The following is a 15,144-nucleotide window of genomic DNA, read 5'->3' as shown; positions in this document are numbered from 1 at the left end:
TCAGGCTCCCTGCTTAAGGCCTATACGGCACCCACGGAAGGCATACCAGGCGATGTAGAGGAATCCGGGCACGGTCACCAGCATGGCGATTTCGATGCCCATGGCATCCTGGATGACACCCAGCAGCAGTGGAATCAGAGCCGCTCCGACGATGCTCATGACCAGCGCCGAAGATCCGGTCTTGGCGTCGTTGCCTCTGATGCCCTTGAGCGTCAGCGAGAAGATCGTGGGGTAGCCGATCGATATGAACAGATAGGCGATCAGGAAGCAAATGACCGAGAATCGTCCCAGACCCAGGAATACCAGAACCATCAGCACGGCAGTGATGCACATATAGATGCCCAGTATCTTGCCGGCATCGAATTTGGTCATCAACGGAGTGGTCAGGAACCGGCCAAGGGTGAACAGTAGCGACAGCAATGCCAACAGTGTGGCGGCCAGGCCGGCGGTGATGCCAGCGCCCCAATGCTTGAGAGCATAAGCGGAGAACATGGCCATGCCCGCCACCTGCAAACCGATAAAAATGAACTCGGCTACCACGCCCAGTACGAAGTAAGGGCGTTTCAGCAGGCTTGAGGTGCCCGAATCGGTGCCGGTGTTCCCTTCCTGCTCGTCATCGCCAGGGGGTGTTGGCAGTTTGAAGACGATGAAAACAGCCAACACCAGCAGCAGGACGATGCCTATGACGATATAGATCATTCTGGTATCAGACAGGAACTTGACCTTGGCTTGCTCAAAGCCTGGATCTTTTGGGGTCAGGGTTTTGGACAGGACTCCGCCCAGAATCAGAGGTCCCACAACGTTGCCGACGCCGTTGAAGCTCTGTGCCAGATTGAGTCTGAAGGATTCGCCTTTTTCGTCGCCCAACTTGGTGACGTAGGGGTTGCAGTTGGTTTCCAGAGAGGAGGCTCCCAGCGCTACCACGAACATGGCGAACAGGAAGAGTCCGTAGCTGGCCATATTTGTGGCCGGCACCACGATGAATGCTCCAACCGCGAACAGTATCAGTCCGGAGATGACCCCGCCCTTGTAGCCGAATCGCTTGGATATGATTCCAGCTGGGATGGCCATGATGAAGTAGGCTCCGTAGTAGGCCACCTGCAGCAGTGACGCCTGGGTGCTATTCAGTTCCATGTAGTTGCTGAACGGACTGTTGAGGGCGTTGACCAGGTTCATGGTCAGTCCCCAGATGAAGAAGAGTCCGATGACCAGGGTTATGGCCACGGTGGCTTTGGAGCCGCCCTTGTTTTGCGTATTTGTATTTTCCATGTCAGAGCTCAATTCAGTGCCCGGTCCAGGTGGACGTATCCGCCATCGACAAACACCCATTGGCCGGTGGTGTGTGATGCGCGATCGGAGAGTAGGAAGGTGGCGGTGTTCCCGATTTCCTCTGGTGTGGTCATGCGATGCTCCAGAGGAATCTTGTCTGTGATGACCGACAGGCGGGCCTGCTGGGCCTTTTCATCGCCAAAGGTCTTGATCCAGTCAGCATAGAGCGGGGTCCAGCATTCCGAGACCACAATGGCGTTCACTCGTACGTCATCGTGGACCAAAGCCGCAGCCCATTCTCTGGTCAGGCCCAGAATCCCGCCCTTGGCAGCCGCATAGGCGCTGGTCTTGCCCTGACCGGTCACAGCGGTTTTGGAGGTGATGTTGATGACGGACCCGTGGCTTTCCTTGAGGTAGGCACAAGAGGCATGCATGAGTTCGTAGTAGTGGGTGAGATTGCCATGCACGGAATGTTCGAACTCCCGCCAGTCAGTAGTCTCCAAGGCCTTGTTGTCGTTGACTCCAGCGTTGTTGACTATGCCATCGATATGGCCGAATTCCTTGTGCACCTGCTCCACAATGGGGGCTATGCCGTCGGTGTCATTCAGATCCAGGATGAAAGTCCGATAGGTATCGGTATAGGCCTCGATGTCTTTGCAGAACTGGCCCCTGGCTGACTCGTCACGGTCTATGACTGCGGTTATGGCGCCCTCCTGGGCCAGTTGCAGAGTGATGCCCCTGCCGATGCCCTTGAAGCCACCGGTGATGATGAATACCTTGTTCTTGAGATGCAGATCCATGAGAACTCCTTTGTCTATATGGATGGTTGATTTGTTGAGGTCCAGTGATTGGACCGAGTTTTGATTGACGGTGCCTGAAGTCATTCCTGGTGGAGGTAGCGCTGTGCAGTCTCCACGGTCATCTCAGCCCCATTGCCGGGAGCGGTCGGTGCCTGATACATGCCCTGGCTGATACGCACGGGGTTCACGAAATATTCATGCTGGTTGTCGACGTATTCGATCATCCGACCCTGTGTGGTACAGGAGACGGCTGCGTAGTCGAACATGGCGAAGTGGCAGACCATCTCGCACAGTCCGACCCCGCCAGCGTGGGGGCAGACTGTCTTGTGGAACTTACGGGCCAGCAGGTATTCGAGAACTATCTCCTGTGGGCCCGCCACTCTGGTGGCGTCGATCTGCATGATGCCGAAGGCGTTGGCCTGCAGGAATTGCTTGAACATGATGCGGTTCTGCATCTGTTCACCGGTTGCCACGGGGATGGGATTGATGGCCCTGGCAATGGTTGCGTGGCCGATGATGTCGTCGGGGCTGGTGGGCTCTTCGACCCAAGCCAGGTCGAAGTCATGGAAATGGTTGATCCAATCAATGGCTTGAGGGACATCCCAGACCTGATTAGCGTCGACGGCCAGGCGGATGTCGGGGCCGACGGCATCCCTGGCCAGTCCCAGGCGGCGTATGTCATCATCGAGGTTCTGGCCTACTTTGAGCTTGATTTGCTTGAAGCCCTTTTCTTGAGTCTCCCGTTTGGCGATCTCCACCATTTTTTCGTCGCTGTAGCCAAGCCATCCTGGTGCTGTTGAGTAGCCGGGGTATCCGTGCTGGCGAATGTCCTCGATGCGCCCTTTCTTACCGGATTGCCCATCTTTGAGGATGTCTATGGCCTCTTCGGGGCGCAGGGCATCGGACAGATATCTAAAGTCCAGGGTGTTGACCAGGTCTTCGGGGTCCATTTCTGCCAACAGCAGCCATAGGGGTTTTCTCGCCCTTTTGGCTTTCATATCCCAAAGGGCGCTCAGCAGTGCGCCGATGGCCATGTGCTCGACTCCCTTTTCGGGTCCCAGCCAACGCAGCTGTGAATCATGAACCAATAAATCCCAGGCAAGACCCATGCTGTCCAGCAGACGTTCAACCTCCAGGCCGCGCAGAGTCTCTCCTATGGAATCTATGGCTCTGCAAACAACATCGTTGCCCCGTCCGATGGTGAAGACCAAACCACAGCCTTTGATCCCGTCGTCAGCCGAGGTGTGTATTTCCACATAGGCGGCTGAATAGTCGGGGTCCTTGTTCATGGCATCCGATCCTGACAGGGTCAGAGAAGTGGGAAAACGAAAGTCATACGTTTTCACCGCAGTGATAGTACTCATCGTGGCTCCTTTGCCAATCTTGTGAACGTATACGTCAGTATAGGCGCAGAAATAGAAATTTGAAAATTAAGAATATAAAAATTCTAAATCCAGCGTGGGTACTATTGCAGCTTCGTTGGTTACGATAAGTGGGTAATGGAAAGGATGCACATGGCCAGACAGGAACCCGGCAATCCGCACGTCGGCGCTATAGCCGAGCAGCTCGGCATCTCAGCGTCGACCGTCTCCAAGGTGATTAACGGTCGACCGGGTGTGGCGGCAAAAACCCGTCGGAGAGTCGAAAAGGCTTTAGCCGATCAGGGCTATGCGCATCCGCTCGTCAGTACCAAAATCGCCCAGACCATTGAACTTGTGGTGGATTATATCGCCAACAATGGCACCATCGAGATGATACGCTATGCCTCAAAGTGGGCTTTGGATGCCGGTCTGGCTCTGACGGTGACACAGACTGACCACCAGCGGCGTGCCGAGGAATGTCTGAGGGGAATCATTGATCGAAACCCGCTGGGTGTGATCACTCAGATGTCCTCCATAGACCAGGAGGGCAAGAACGTGCTCAAAGCAAGGGGCATCCCCTTGGTGGCGGTCGATCCGGTGGACTTGGTCAGCGATGAGGACATGAGCATAACGCTCGACAATTGGACTGGCGGATACCAAGCGGCCAAATGTCTTCTGGACGCCGGACACCGGTGCATAGGCGTCATCGCTGGACCGGCGAATGTGCAATCCGCGCAAGCCAGACTTGCAGGATACCGAGCAGCACTGGCAGCCATCGGTGCCAGCCTGCCGTCGGGTATGGTTCAGCAGGGAGACTATCTGCCTGACAGAGGGTACCAAGCTGCCTGTGATCTGCTGGACCGTGCTCATCGTCCGACTGCGATTCTGGCATGCAACGACTTGACAGCCGTCAATATCTACAGAGCAGCGCGCGAACGTGGACTGGAGCCCGGGCGGGACCTGTCTGTGGTCGGATTCGACAACGTCTATCCATCCGCTTATCTGATGCCTTCACTTACCACGGTGGACCAGCCATTTGATTTGATGGCCAGGATGGCGGTGGGAATGATTCTTGATGCACGCCAAGGCAAGGAGTTCCAGCGGCATGTGGTCATGCCAACTCGACTGGTCAGCCGACACAGCGTGGTCAATCTGACCCGTGCCCGTCATCTGCGCTCGGAAAGTCGGGTTCAAGAGACCGCACAATAGCCCAAACTATTCCCCGATTCGCTCAATGCGTACTCACTTCGTGACAGCTTCCTGATGGATACACTCGTACTTCGGCAATCGCGGGGGCGGGTTTTGCCCCTGCCGCATCGGTCGAGAAAGAGGTAGCCACAGTGAGCAGGTACGCGATGGAAACTGCACGTTGGATCCGTCATGCCACCATGGACGACTTTGAGGCGATCATGCCCGTCTACGCCTACGCCAGAAAGCGGATGGCCGAGACCGGCAACCCCCGTCAGTGGGGGGACAAGTACCCCCTGCCCGAACGCATCCGCGAGGACATCGCCGGGGGTCACACCATGCTCTTGGTTGACGATGCAGCTGGTATGGATCAAATCCCTGAGGATCCCGTCTACCCTGAACCTGAGTTGGACGAGCATAAGGGCAGTCACGAGCGCATCATCGGTGTTTTTGCTCTCTTCCATGACCCGGAACCCGATTATAAGGTCATTGATGGCAGCTGGCTTGACGACCGGCCCTATACCACCATCCATCGGGTGGCTGCCTCGGGACTGGGGCGTCACGCGGCCGGGGACCTGCTTGACTGGAGCATGCGCCGGTACGAGAACATCCGCGCCGATACGGGACTGAAGAACTATGCCATGCAGCACATCCTGGAGACTCACGGCTTCACCCGCTGCGGCAACATCATCATGCCCGAGAACAAGGAGATCGAGAACGTGCGGGTGGCCTACCAGCGACACGATCGTCCCCTTGACCTGGCTGAGCGCGAAAGGGCTGCCAAGCGCTTGGTAACTGTCTGAGGGCGGGTACCGACCGTCGCAGCGCCGTCGCACAATGGAGCCATGACTTTGAGTGCAGCACCGGCATGGCAGTTCTCCGGGCCCGAGGGCCAGCGGCATTACGAGCAAGCTCTTCGGGCCTATCCTGGGCAGATCATCGTGGACTTGCGGACCTTGAAGGCCAATATGGCCACCCTGGTTAAGCTGGTTCATTCCACGAACCCCGGTGCTGCAGTCATGGGTGTGGTCAAGGCCGATGCTTACGGCCATGGGCTCATCCCTGTTGCCCTGGCTGCACTGGCTGGCGGGGCCACCTGGCTGGGCACGGCCCAGTCCAGCGAGGCCCTGCGTCTGCGTCGTGCAGGCATCGGCCCCGACCGTTCCCGGATTCTGTCTTGGATGTTCAACGGGGATCGCGCCCCCTTCGATCAGCTGATTCAGGCTGACATCGACCTGGGTGTTGGTTCCCTGAAGACCATGGACATGGCGGCGCAGGCGGCAGATCAGGTCGGCAGGCCTGCCCGCGTCCACATCAAGGTGGACACCGGCTTCGGACGCAACGGTTTTACTCCCGAAACCTTCGGGGATGCCCTGCGCGAGCTCTCCCGTCTGGCCGCCCAGGGTCTGTTGGAGCCTGTGGGGCTTTTCAGCCACCTGGCGGTGGCCGACATGCCTGGCGTGGACGAGTTCGTGTCGTCCACTGACGAGCAAATCGCCCTCTTCGAGGAGTTCTCCGATAGGATGACGGCCGCAGGTATGAAACCCGAAATCCGGCATCTGGCCAATACCGCCGCCACACTCACCCGTCCCGGGATACGTTACGACCTGACCCGTCCGGGCATCGGCCTGTATGGATACGAGCCCGATCCCTCCATGGGGGTTTCGGCCGATTATGGTCTGCGTCCGGCAATGACCCTTCAGGCCCAGCTCGGCACCGTCAAGGACATGCCGGCCGGTCATGGCGTATCCTATGGACGCACCTATCTGACACAGCAGCCGACAAGCACGGCCATCATGCCCCTGGGCTACGCCGACGGAATCCATCGGTCAGCCTCGGGCTTCGACCGGGAGGGTGCTATAGGCCGGGACCACTTGGGCGGCCCCGTCCGTCTGATGACTCTTCAAGGGCCCAGGTTGGTTCGCGTCGCTGGAAGGGTCTGCATGGACCAGTGTGTACTTGATCTAGAAGGCATGGCCTCTGACTTGGGAGTGCGCGAGGGCGATACCGTTGTTCTCTTTGGGCCAGGCCAGGGGGAGAATCGGGCTGAGCCAACTGCTGATGACTGGGCCCGGGCCGCCGACACCATCAGCTATGAGGTCTTCACTTGCCTGCGTAGTAGGATTCCACGGCTCTACCTGGGCGTGCATGAGGTGGTCAACCCCTCCGACCTGCACCTGATTGCCTCTGAATCGATTCTTTAAGACCACGATTTTGAGACCACTATCACAGGTCGAACCCAGGCTTGGGGCCTTGTCAAGGGGCAATATAAGTGGTGAGATGAGGTTATGACTACATATTCAGGAAATGAACCAAGCAATATCTCATACACAGCCGTAGCTGACATCACCGGTGGCCGTGAGGGCCATGCGGACAGCCACGAGCCCGATCTCTCCCTGGACCTGGACACACCCAAGGCCATGGGGGGCAAGGGCCAGGGCACCAACCCCGAACAGCTCTTCGCCATCGGTTGGGGCGCCTGCTTCCAGGGAGCCATGGGACTGGCCGGCAAGGAGTTGCGCGTGCCGGCCACCAAGCTGGCCCAGAGCAGGGTACGTACCCATATCTCCCTTGGCGACCAAGGCGAGTCCTTCGGTATCAAGGCTCTGATCGAGGTCTGCCTGCCCGGCGTCGATCGTGATCTGGCCACCCGCCTGGTGGAACGCACCCAAGAGCTCTGCCCCTACTCCAAGGCCACGGCGGGCAATGTGCCCACTGAAGTGGTGGTCGTGGACAATCTGGACTGAACGGAGCGGACGGGCCTGATGGGCACTGACGAGGAGGGCGGATCCCGCCTGCTGGCCGAGGGCTACTCCGCCCGGGATCAGGAACGGTGGGCTCCAGAGCCTCCAAAGACCAGCGGCAGGACTCCCTTCGAACGGGATCGGGCGCGTCTGGTCCATTCTTCGGCGCTCCGTAGGTTGGGGGCCAAGACGCAGATCCTGGTCGCCGGCACTGACGACTTTGCCCGCACACGGCTGACCCATACTTTGGAGGTGGCCCAGATCGGTCGGCAGATTGGGACCATGCTGGGCTGCGACCCCGATGTGGTGGACTGCGCCTGTCTGGCCCATGACCTGGGTCATCCGCCCTTTGGCCACAACGGCGAACGTGCCCTGTCCTCGCTGGCCTCGGATATTGGGGGGTTCGAGGGCAATGCGCAGACCCTCCGACTGCTGACCAGACTGGAGCCCAAGGTCTTCCATCCGGACGGACGTTCAGCAGGAGTCAACCTGACGAGGGCCGCCCTGGACGCTGCGGTCAAATATCCCTGGACCCTGGCCGAGGCCTCGGCTCATCCCAAGGGGGAGAGGACCGCCAAGTTCTGCGTCTATCCCGACGACCGGGAGGTCTTCCATTGGCTTAAGCAGGGGGCGCCTCAGGCCAGCACGCCTATGGAGTGCCAAGTCATGGACCTGGCTGATGACATCGCCTACAGCGTCCACGACGTGGAGGATGCCATCGTAGTCGGCTCCTTCATGCCTGAGCGACTGGCTGAGCCTCGAATCATCGATGGCGTGGTCCGGGCCGCCCGATCCTGGTATGGCGACCGCTGGGATGCCGACCAGCTGGTCCGAGCCCTGGAGGCTGTCCGTGGCATGTTGCCGACGGGCTTCGATGGTTCACGCCGGGCCCTGGCTACTTTGAAGAACACAACCAGCTATCTGATTGGCCGCTTTGCCGACTCTGTAGAGGAGGCCACCCGAAGCCGCCACGGCCAAGGTCCTCTGACCAGGTACTCGGCGGGGCTGGTCATTCCTCCCCGGACCTCCTATGAGATTGTGGCCTTGAAGGGGATCGCTGTCTACTTCGTCATGGCTCCTCGTGAGAAGGAGCCCTTCCACGCTGAGCAGCTGAAAATCGTGACCGACCTGGTCGAGGTGATGATGGCCGACTCGCCAGCCCCCTCTGATGCCTTGGAGGATGTCTTCCTGGAGGATTGGCGCCAGGCGGGTTCGGATGCGGAGCGTCTGAGGGTGGCCATCGACCAGGTGGCCTCCCTGACCGACGGTTCGGCGCTGGCCCTGCATTCCCTGGTCTGCCCCTAGGCCAGCGGCATTTATGCCGGGCGCAACACATCGCCCTGGCCCGGTAGGCTGGGTGTCATGTCCGGAATGATCAAGAAGGAAGACATCGAGAAGGTCAGAGCCAAGGCCGATTTGTATGAGATCGTATCCGAAAGCGTGACCCTGAAGCCCTCCGGTTCCGGCACTTACATGGGCCTGTGCCCTTTCCATGACGAAAAGTCGCCCTCCTTCTCGGTGCGTCCTTCCATGGGGGTCTGGCACTGCTTCGGTTGCGGTCTGGGCGGCGATGTCTTCACCTATGTTGAGCAGGAGGAGAACGTCGAGTTCGGCGATGCCGTCGAGATCCTGGCTGACAAGTACCAGATCGAGCTGCATTACGAAAACTCCCGTCAGGACAAGCGTCGCGGGTCCAAACGTTCCCGGTTGCTGGAGGCCAACGAGGAGGCCCAGCGGTTTTTCGTCTCGCAGATCATGAGCAAGGAGGCGCTGGCCGCGCGAAAGCTCTTGGCGGGCAGGACCTTCTCCCAGGCTGACAGCGCCCATTTCGGCTGCGGATACGCCCCACGCGGATGGGACAACCTGGTTCGCCACCTGTCCACCAAGGGTTTCACCCAGCAGGAGATGCTGGATGCCGGGCTGGCCAGGCAGGGGCAGCGGGGAGTCTACGACTACTTTCGGGGCAGGGTTACCTGGCCCATCAGGGATTCCACGGGCCGGACCCTGGGCTTCGGCGCTCGCAAGCTCTACGAGGACGACGGAATCAACGCCAAGTACATCAACACGCCTGACACCCAGCTCTACCGCAAGAACCAGGTGCTCTACGGCATCGATCTGGCCAAGGACGCCATCGTCAAAAAGCGGCAGGTTGTCATCGTTGAGGGTTACACCGACGTCATGGCCTGTCACCTTGCCGGCGTCGACACGGCTGTAGCCACCTGCGGTACCGCATTCGGCGAGGACCATGCCAAGATCGTCCGCCGGCTCATCTCCGACGACGCCCTTGGCGCCATCCAGCTGGTGGGGCCGGTCCAAGGCTCCCGGGTGGTCTTCACCTTCGACGGGGATGCAGCCGGACAGAAGGCCGCCCTGCACGCCTTCGGCCTTGACGGGAGCTTTCTGACGCAGACCTTCGTGGCGGTGGCCCGGGAGAATCTGGATCCCTGTGATCTGCGCATCCAATATGGCGATGAGGCCGTGCGATCCCTGGTGGAGCATGCCCGACCGCTGTACGACTTCGTCATCGACACCGCTGTGGCCATGTTCGACACCCAGTACACCACCGGACAGATGGGTGCGGTCAAGGCCGTTGCACCCATCCTGGCCCAGATCAGGGATCGCTCCCTGGTGGGGGCCTATACCCGCAAGACCGCCAGAAAAATCGGCGTGGATCTGGATCTGCTGCGCCAGGAGGTCAACAGGGCCCGTCGCAAGCTGCATGTGAAGGACCAGGATGCTTATGCGGTCCGCACTCCTCACCGCGGTGCGGGCGAATCGGAGGGTCGCGCGGGCCATGGCAGTGACGATGCCATGCGACGCCGCAGGGTACAGCGTGAGGATGCCCTCCGACAGGGCTATCATCACATCGATGATTCGGTCTTCATTTGCGAGCAGCAGTTCATGGGCGTGCTTATCCAGATTCCCAGAGCGGTCGGGTCGGATGCCTTCGGCCAGCTGAGTCCGGACAGTTTCGAGGTTCCGATCTTCCGCTCGCTCTATCGGGCTGTGCAGGCCGCCGGAGGGCTGCCCGACAGGAAGACGCCCCAGGGATTGTGGATGCATAATTTGACCAAGGCAGGCGGGCCCATGCTGGAGTCAGCCATCAACGAGCTGGCCGTCATGCCCTTGCCGCTGAATTTGGATAAGCATGAGGATAGGCAGAGGGGCACAGGACCGGGCTCCAAGAAAAGTGACAACGGGGACAATCAGGGCGTGGGCTCCGAGGACGCGGATGTTCAGCTGAAGCAGCCTAGCCCGGAGGAGCGTCAGTATGCCTCCGAGCTGCTGGCAAGACTGCTGGACGCCACATACATGCGGCTGATTGCCTCGGCCAGGCACCGGATGAATCAGTTGCCCGACGGTCAGGAGAAGTTCGACCTTCTTGGTCAGCTCACCCAGTACGAGACCCAGCGCAACGAATTGCGCAACCAGGTCTTCGGCAACGCCGAGTGAACTGGTGGTCCAATAAGTTGATCCTCCCTGTCCTTGTCGAAGTTTTGCTTGTAGACAGGGGCAGGAAGGACTTAGGTTAGGTGTGGTCTCCCCGTCAGGCGGGGAATGATATCTGTGAGTTGATGCAGGTCATCACGGTGACAATGATCGCGGTAATGATGCCACCCAGATAGGGATTTCTGGTGTGACGGTAGATCGCCCGGGACACCAGAGGCATGACAGCCAGCGGGACCAAGGGTGTCAGCATCCAATCCGGTATCTGTGTGTTGTTACCGAACAGGCCGTTGACTCCAGTGACGAAGAAATACCCGTATCCAACTACAGCTATAAGCAGGGCCGGCAGCATGTTGAAGAATGCCAGCAGACCTATGTTGGCTGTCGGGTTCCTCCCGAATGAGGTGGAGTAATTCAGACTATTGATGAAGACCGATGTGGTTCCGTAGGCTACAAGGAAGAAGGGCAGTAGCTTGAACTACGTCAGACCCAATTTTGGTGTAAGACAGAGCACGGTATTTGTCTCTCGTTTAAATAACCAGTAATGCCTTACTGATATAGTATTACCGGTAAGGCACGACAATTTGTCTCTGGTTTCTTTCTTGGCTCTGTGGCACATTCTCAAGTACCAAGTGGATGGGCGGAATACGCCGTAATAATGGGCATGAACATACAACGCAGAAGGACGGCTCTGCACTACAGCCAAGAGTTCGTCGCCTACACTGCCAACCTTTCCCGGTTCGCATACCAACAGTTGGAGCATGGCCAGTCGCGACCCGGGAGTCCGGCCAATCCCAGTTTGATCAACATCATGGCAGTTGCCCAAGTGCTTAATGTGAGTCTGGATGAGCTGTTGCCTGATCCGTGGCCTGATCTTCATGCCAAGTAATTTGGGTGGCACCATTGTCAAGACAAGCCCTGCCGATAGGGTGAATGCATGAACATGGAGCATCAAATGGAGGAAAGTCGTGCCGGGTCGACTGACAAAGCCCGGTCTGCTGTGAGTCGCCGACCGCTCGCGGTCTTTTGGGACATGGACGGAACCCTGATCGATTCAGAGCCCTACTGGCATCAGGCGGAGGTCGATCTGGTGCGCGAGCATGGGGGAGACTGGAATGCCGACATGGGCTGGCAGGCTTCCGGCAAACCTCTCACCAAAGTGGCAAGGTTAATGCGGGAGCGTGGTCTTGACCTTCCTGAGGACCAGATTCCGGATTTGTTGATCGATGGGGTAATCGCCATGGAGGAGCGTCACATGCCATGGATCGAAGGGGTTCGTGCCATCCTGACAGACCTGGTTGAGGCTGGCATCCCTTCGATTCTGGTCACTACTTCGCCACGCCGCATGGCTCAGGCTGTGGTCGCCAAGGCACCCGAGGGGGCTTTTGCCGACTATGTTTGCGGGGATGATGGGCTGGCCCAGAAGCCCGATCCTGCCCCCTATCTGCATGCGGCCGGTCTGGTGGGCATCAACAGCCCTGACTTGATGGCATCCTGCCTGGCTTTCGAAGATACCTTGACCGGTATCACCTCGGCTGTGGCATCAGGAGCCACCACTGTAGCCTATACCGGCACCAACCCGGTCGACACCTCATCAGGCCCTCAGTTCGCTTCCATAGATAGCTATGTTGGAGTCACCTTGGATGATCTGTCCGCACTGATCGCCAAGCGACTCGGGCAATCGGGGTTGCCGGCTCCGCAGACTTGCTGAATTGATCCGCCTACTGCAGCGGTCGGTATTTTCGGCTGGAGCCACGCGAGGTTGCCACCGGATATCTGTCGGCCGTCCTTTGCAATTTGTCCAAGATGATTCGATCCATGTCCAGATCCAGCCGATCCGCCAGCTGGATGCAATAGGTGAGCACGTCAGCCAGTTCGTCGGTAACGTGGCCTTCATCTCCGTCCCTGGGATCATCCCCCCACTGATAGCATTCCAAGAGCTCGGCGGCTTCGATGCAGATTGATTTGGCCAGATTTGCGGGCGTATGGAATTGATCCCAGTCGCGCTCGTGCACAAAATCCATCACCGCTGTTTCCGTTTCCTTGCTGATCATGATTCCGAGCCTATCAGTCGGCTCTCCTTGCATCAGTTTGGTATGGGTTCGTGGCATAGTGAAAATCATGGATTCATCAAGTGCGCCGCAGCCTGTGGTGATGACTCTGCCCTATGGCAATTTTAGGGATGAGGATTTTTCCAAGGCCATCGCTGAGTACAAGCAGGCGAAAGCCGTTGGCAGTCAGGGCAGTAAGTTGGAGGGGAGGCTGCTTGAGGAGCTGTTCCTGCGCTATCCCACTGTATATATTGTCTCTGCCGACGAAAGGGACAGCAGCAAAAAGCATGGCGGTGGGCCACCTTATGTGGTTTACGTCGGGGAAACCAACGACATCCGTTCTCGAACCAGGCAGCACATCGAGCTGGATCCACGTACACGAACGGATTGGGAACGCCTGGTGCGATTCATGCGCAATCATCAGGACAGGGTCTGCCAGTACATCATCGGTGATCGCCACTTCAATAAGTCCCTGACGCTGGATATGGAAAATCGGTTGATGGGGTATATGCAGAGCGTAGACGCGGTCAAGCTGGTTATGAACCGTAGAACCAACGCTCAGGATATGTATTACACCAGCGATGAGTTCGACAGCATCTTTTCCAAGGCCTGGCAGACCCTGCACGAAATGGAGCCCGATCTGTTCCCGGAAGAGAAGGCCATCCTGGACTCTGCCCTGTTCAAGGCCTCGCCCTTCCGCAAACTCACCGACGAACAACGGCGGGCTGAAGAGGCTGTTCTGCATGTGCTGGAGTCGGTCATTATTCAAAACCGTGACGAGGGTTTCCACTCGATGACAGAATCCATAGGCCCGGTTCGAATCAATGACAAGGCACGTACCCAGGTCATTGTCGTTCAGGGCATGTCAGGGACGGGCAAGACTGTTTTGCTCAGCCATCTCTTCTATCAGATATGTGCCAGATATGGCATCTACGGGAATTTGAACGGTAAGGACGATAACCGTTCGGCAAACGCCAGGCAGCGTTCCTACATCATTGTTAACCAGGCCGAGCAGGCTAATGTATACAATCAAATGGCTCTGAAGCTGGGACTGCAAAAGAAACGCGGCCAGTGCGTGGTTGGCGCTGTCCAGTTCATCAACCGGTTCAGCAAGCACACCAATCGAAATGGTCGGTCTACAGGCAGGGCGGCGGACCCCATGAATAGCGTCGATGCTCAGGCGGATGTGGTGCTGATTGACGAGGCGCACCTGCTGCTGACGCAAGGGTCGCAGAGCTACTCCGGAGGCAACCAGCTCTATGACATTCTGCGGCGGGCAAAAGTAGCCATCGTGGTCTTCGACCCGGAACAGGTCTTGCGCGGATCCCAGTTCGTGGATGCCCAGGAAAGTCGGCTTCTGGGATTGACGGGTTCCGAACATGACAAGACCTTCTCGCGCCCCATGCTCATCCGCGAAAGGTCAAGGGACGGTCAGCATGTACGCGAGGATACCTTCCAAGTCAGTCATGTTCGCTTGGATCAACAGATGCGCATTCAGGCTGATCCCGCAACATGCGCCTGGCTGGATCGGATGACAGCCAAGGATGGCGTCATCGGTCCACTGCGTCCGGATCCCTGGGAGCATACTTACGAGATCAAGGTTTTTGATTCGCCTAAGGATTTGAGGAAGTTCATCCGTCAAAAGGACCAGGAGCAAAGAGGCGAGGGCTCCTTGGGCCTCTGCCGACTTCTGGCCACCTATGACTGGCCTTACAGCAGCAGGAATCACCCGGATCCACAGAATCCCTCCAGACACTGGCAGGTTGTACTGCGCCAAGAGGATTCAGGCCAGTGGGTGTGGGCCGAAGAGGGGCAGGACGGGGATGGTGAATTCGCCATGCCCTGGAATTACGAGCTATATGAGGCGCAGGGAAACTCCACTGCGAATCACCGGATCGCCTGGGCCGAGTTGCCTTTCACCATTGATGAGGTGGGCTCCATCTTCACCATCCAAGGTTTTGACCTCAACTATGCGGGGGTCATCATCGGGCCCTCGGTCACTTACAGGAATGGAAAGGTCGAATTCGAGTCGAAGCTCAGTTGCAATACATTGGCGACCAATCAGCGGTCGGAGCCGGAGATGAATCCTGTGGATAATCTTCGGCACGAGTTCAATGTGCTGCTCAAACGAGGGGTGCACGGATTGGGGCTATTCGCGGTGGATCCCGAGCTTCGGAACCGACTGGCCTGGGCAGTGGGTGGGTTCGCCCAGGTCCGGGACTGACCGGTCTAACGCGCCTACATCGATTGAATGCCAATCAGCGGTATCATGTCCTGGGCCATG

General features: G+C 58.2%; 14 protein-coding genes. 9 read left to right on the top strand and 5 right to left on the bottom strand.

Annotated features, from left to right (window positions below; translation table 11 throughout):
• From H3V04_RS04635 to H3V04_RS04625, 3 genes are all read right to left on the bottom strand, one after another.
• The gene (locus tag H3V04_RS04635) at positions 1-1,269 is read right to left on the bottom strand and encodes an MFS transporter (protein WP_198177419.1); all 1,269 of its coding nucleotides are present in this window, start codon (positions 1,267-1,269) and stop codon (positions 1-3) included.
• 8 nt (positions 1,270-1,277) lie between these two features.
• Positions 1,278-2,069, bottom strand: a complete 792-nt coding sequence (locus H3V04_RS04630) for an SDR family oxidoreductase (protein WP_198177420.1) — start codon at positions 2,067-2,069, stop codon at positions 1,278-1,280.
• Positions 2,070-2,149: 80 nt separating this feature from the next.
• A complete protein-coding gene (locus tag H3V04_RS04625; RefSeq protein ID WP_198187362.1) occupies positions 2,150-3,433 on the bottom strand; it encodes an enolase C-terminal domain-like protein in 1,284 nt (427 codons plus the stop codon).
• A 150-nt stretch (positions 3,434-3,583) separates the two neighbouring features.
• On the opposite strand from H3V04_RS04625, the gene H3V04_RS04620 reads away from it, so the two are divergent.
• The 6 genes from H3V04_RS04620 to dnaG all read left to right on the top strand — a co-directional run bounded on the left by H3V04_RS04620 (position 3,584) and on the right by dnaG (position 10,815).
• A complete protein-coding gene (locus tag H3V04_RS04620; RefSeq protein ID WP_198187361.1) occupies positions 3,584-4,639 on the top strand; it encodes a LacI family DNA-binding transcriptional regulator in 1,056 nt (351 codons plus the stop codon).
• A gap of 146 nt (positions 4,640-4,785) precedes the next feature.
• Positions 4,786-5,421 (top strand): N-acetyltransferase, encoded by a 636-nt coding sequence (locus H3V04_RS04615; RefSeq protein ID WP_198187360.1) that lies wholly within the window; start codon positions 4,786-4,788, stop codon positions 5,419-5,421.
• A 42-nt stretch (positions 5,422-5,463) separates the two neighbouring features.
• Positions 5,464-6,822 (top strand): alanine racemase, encoded by a 1,359-nt coding sequence (alr, locus tag H3V04_RS04610; RefSeq protein ID WP_198187359.1) that lies wholly within the window; start codon positions 5,464-5,466, stop codon positions 6,820-6,822.
• An 84-nt stretch (positions 6,823-6,906) separates the two neighbouring features.
• Positions 6,907-7,365 (top strand): Ohr family peroxiredoxin, encoded by a 459-nt coding sequence (locus H3V04_RS04605; RefSeq protein WP_198177425.1) that lies wholly within the window; start codon positions 6,907-6,909, stop codon positions 7,363-7,365.
• An 18-nt stretch (positions 7,366-7,383) separates the two neighbouring features.
• The gene (locus H3V04_RS04600; RefSeq protein ID WP_198177426.1) at positions 7,384-8,667 is read left to right on the top strand and encodes a deoxyguanosinetriphosphate triphosphohydrolase; all 1,284 of its coding nucleotides are present in this window, start codon (positions 7,384-7,386) and stop codon (positions 8,665-8,667) included.
• A gap of 57 nt (positions 8,668-8,724) precedes the next feature.
• Positions 8,725-10,815, top strand: a complete 2,091-nt coding sequence (gene dnaG / locus H3V04_RS04595; protein ID WP_198187358.1) for a DNA primase — start codon at positions 8,725-8,727, stop codon at positions 10,813-10,815.
• A gap of 94 nt (positions 10,816-10,909) precedes the next feature.
• Here the strand turns inward: dnaG and H3V04_RS04590 are convergent, their stop codons facing one another.
• On the bottom strand, positions 10,910-11,161 hold the full coding sequence (locus H3V04_RS04590; RefSeq protein ID WP_198187357.1) for a hypothetical protein: 252 nt from the start codon (positions 11,159-11,161) through the stop codon (positions 10,910-10,912).
• Positions 11,162-11,467: 306 nt separating this feature from the next.
• On the opposite strand from H3V04_RS04590, the gene H3V04_RS04585 reads away from it, so the two are divergent.
• Together H3V04_RS04585 and H3V04_RS04580 are read left to right on the top strand one after the other, a co-directional pair.
• Positions 11,468-11,698 (top strand): helix-turn-helix domain-containing protein, encoded by a 231-nt coding sequence (locus tag H3V04_RS04585; protein ID WP_198182732.1) that lies wholly within the window; start codon positions 11,468-11,470, stop codon positions 11,696-11,698.
• Positions 11,699-11,764: 66 nt separating this feature from the next.
• Positions 11,765-12,520, top strand: coding sequence for an HAD family phosphatase (locus tag H3V04_RS04580; RefSeq protein ID WP_232342459.1), 756 nt, complete (start codon positions 11,765-11,767; stop codon positions 12,518-12,520).
• 10 nt (positions 12,521-12,530) lie between these two features.
• Here the strand turns inward: H3V04_RS04580 and H3V04_RS04575 are convergent, their stop codons facing one another.
• The gene (locus tag H3V04_RS04575) at positions 12,531-12,863 is read right to left on the bottom strand and encodes a nucleotide pyrophosphohydrolase (protein WP_198177431.1); all 333 of its coding nucleotides are present in this window, start codon (positions 12,861-12,863) and stop codon (positions 12,531-12,533) included.
• Positions 12,864-12,930: 67 nt separating this feature from the next.
• Between H3V04_RS04575 and H3V04_RS04570 the strand changes: the two genes are divergently transcribed.
• Positions 12,931-15,084, top strand: a complete 2,154-nt coding sequence (locus H3V04_RS04570; protein ID WP_198187355.1) for a DUF2075 domain-containing protein — start codon at positions 12,931-12,933, stop codon at positions 15,082-15,084.
• Positions 15,085-15,144 lie beyond the last annotated feature (60 nt).

This window comes from Bifidobacterium sp. M0353, assembly GCF_016100645.1.
In the GTDB taxonomy this organism is placed as follows: domain Bacteria; phylum Actinomycetota; class Actinomycetes; order Actinomycetales; family Bifidobacteriaceae; genus Bombiscardovia; species Bombiscardovia choladohabitans.
This window is presented reverse-complemented; position numbering and strand designations above follow the sequence as displayed.

Excerpts from the sequence above, each read along its gene's own strand:
- H3V04_RS04585 (WP_198182732.1), top strand. The coding sequence starts at position 11,468 with ATGGGCATGAACATACAACGCAGAAGGACGGCTCTGCACTACAGCCAA.
- H3V04_RS04630 (WP_198177420.1), bottom strand. The coding sequence starts at position 2,069 with ATGGATCTGCATCTCAAGAACAAGGTATTCATCATCACCGGTGGCTTC.
- H3V04_RS04590 (WP_198187357.1), bottom strand. The coding sequence starts at position 11,161 with ATGCTGCCGGCCCTGCTTATAGCTGTAGTTGGATACGGGTATTTCTTC.
- H3V04_RS04635 (WP_198177419.1), bottom strand. The coding sequence starts at position 1,269 with ATGGAAAATACAAATACGCAAAACAAGGGCGGCTCCAAAGCCACCGTG.
- dnaG (WP_198187358.1), top strand. The coding sequence starts at position 8,725 with ATGTCCGGAATGATCAAGAAGGAAGACATCGAGAAGGTCAGAGCCAAG.
- H3V04_RS04615 (WP_198187360.1), top strand. The coding sequence starts at position 4,786 with ATGGAAACTGCACGTTGGATCCGTCATGCCACCATGGACGACTTTGAG.
- H3V04_RS04600 (WP_198177426.1), top strand. The coding sequence starts at position 7,384 with ATGGGCACTGACGAGGAGGGCGGATCCCGCCTGCTGGCCGAGGGCTAC.
- alr (WP_198187359.1), top strand. The coding sequence starts at position 5,464 with ATGACTTTGAGTGCAGCACCGGCATGGCAGTTCTCCGGGCCCGAGGGC.
- H3V04_RS04620 (WP_198187361.1), top strand. The coding sequence starts at position 3,584 with ATGGCCAGACAGGAACCCGGCAATCCGCACGTCGGCGCTATAGCCGAG.
- H3V04_RS04575 (WP_198177431.1), bottom strand. The coding sequence starts at position 12,863 with ATGATCAGCAAGGAAACGGAAACAGCGGTGATGGATTTTGTGCACGAG.
- H3V04_RS04605 (WP_198177425.1), top strand. The coding sequence starts at position 6,907 with ATGACTACATATTCAGGAAATGAACCAAGCAATATCTCATACACAGCC.
- H3V04_RS04580 (WP_232342459.1), top strand. The coding sequence starts at position 11,765 with ATGGAGGAAAGTCGTGCCGGGTCGACTGACAAAGCCCGGTCTGCTGTG.
- H3V04_RS04625 (WP_198187362.1), bottom strand. The coding sequence starts at position 3,433 with ATGAGTACTATCACTGCGGTGAAAACGTATGACTTTCGTTTTCCCACT.
- H3V04_RS04570 (WP_198187355.1), top strand. The coding sequence starts at position 12,931 with ATGGATTCATCAAGTGCGCCGCAGCCTGTGGTGATGACTCTGCCCTAT.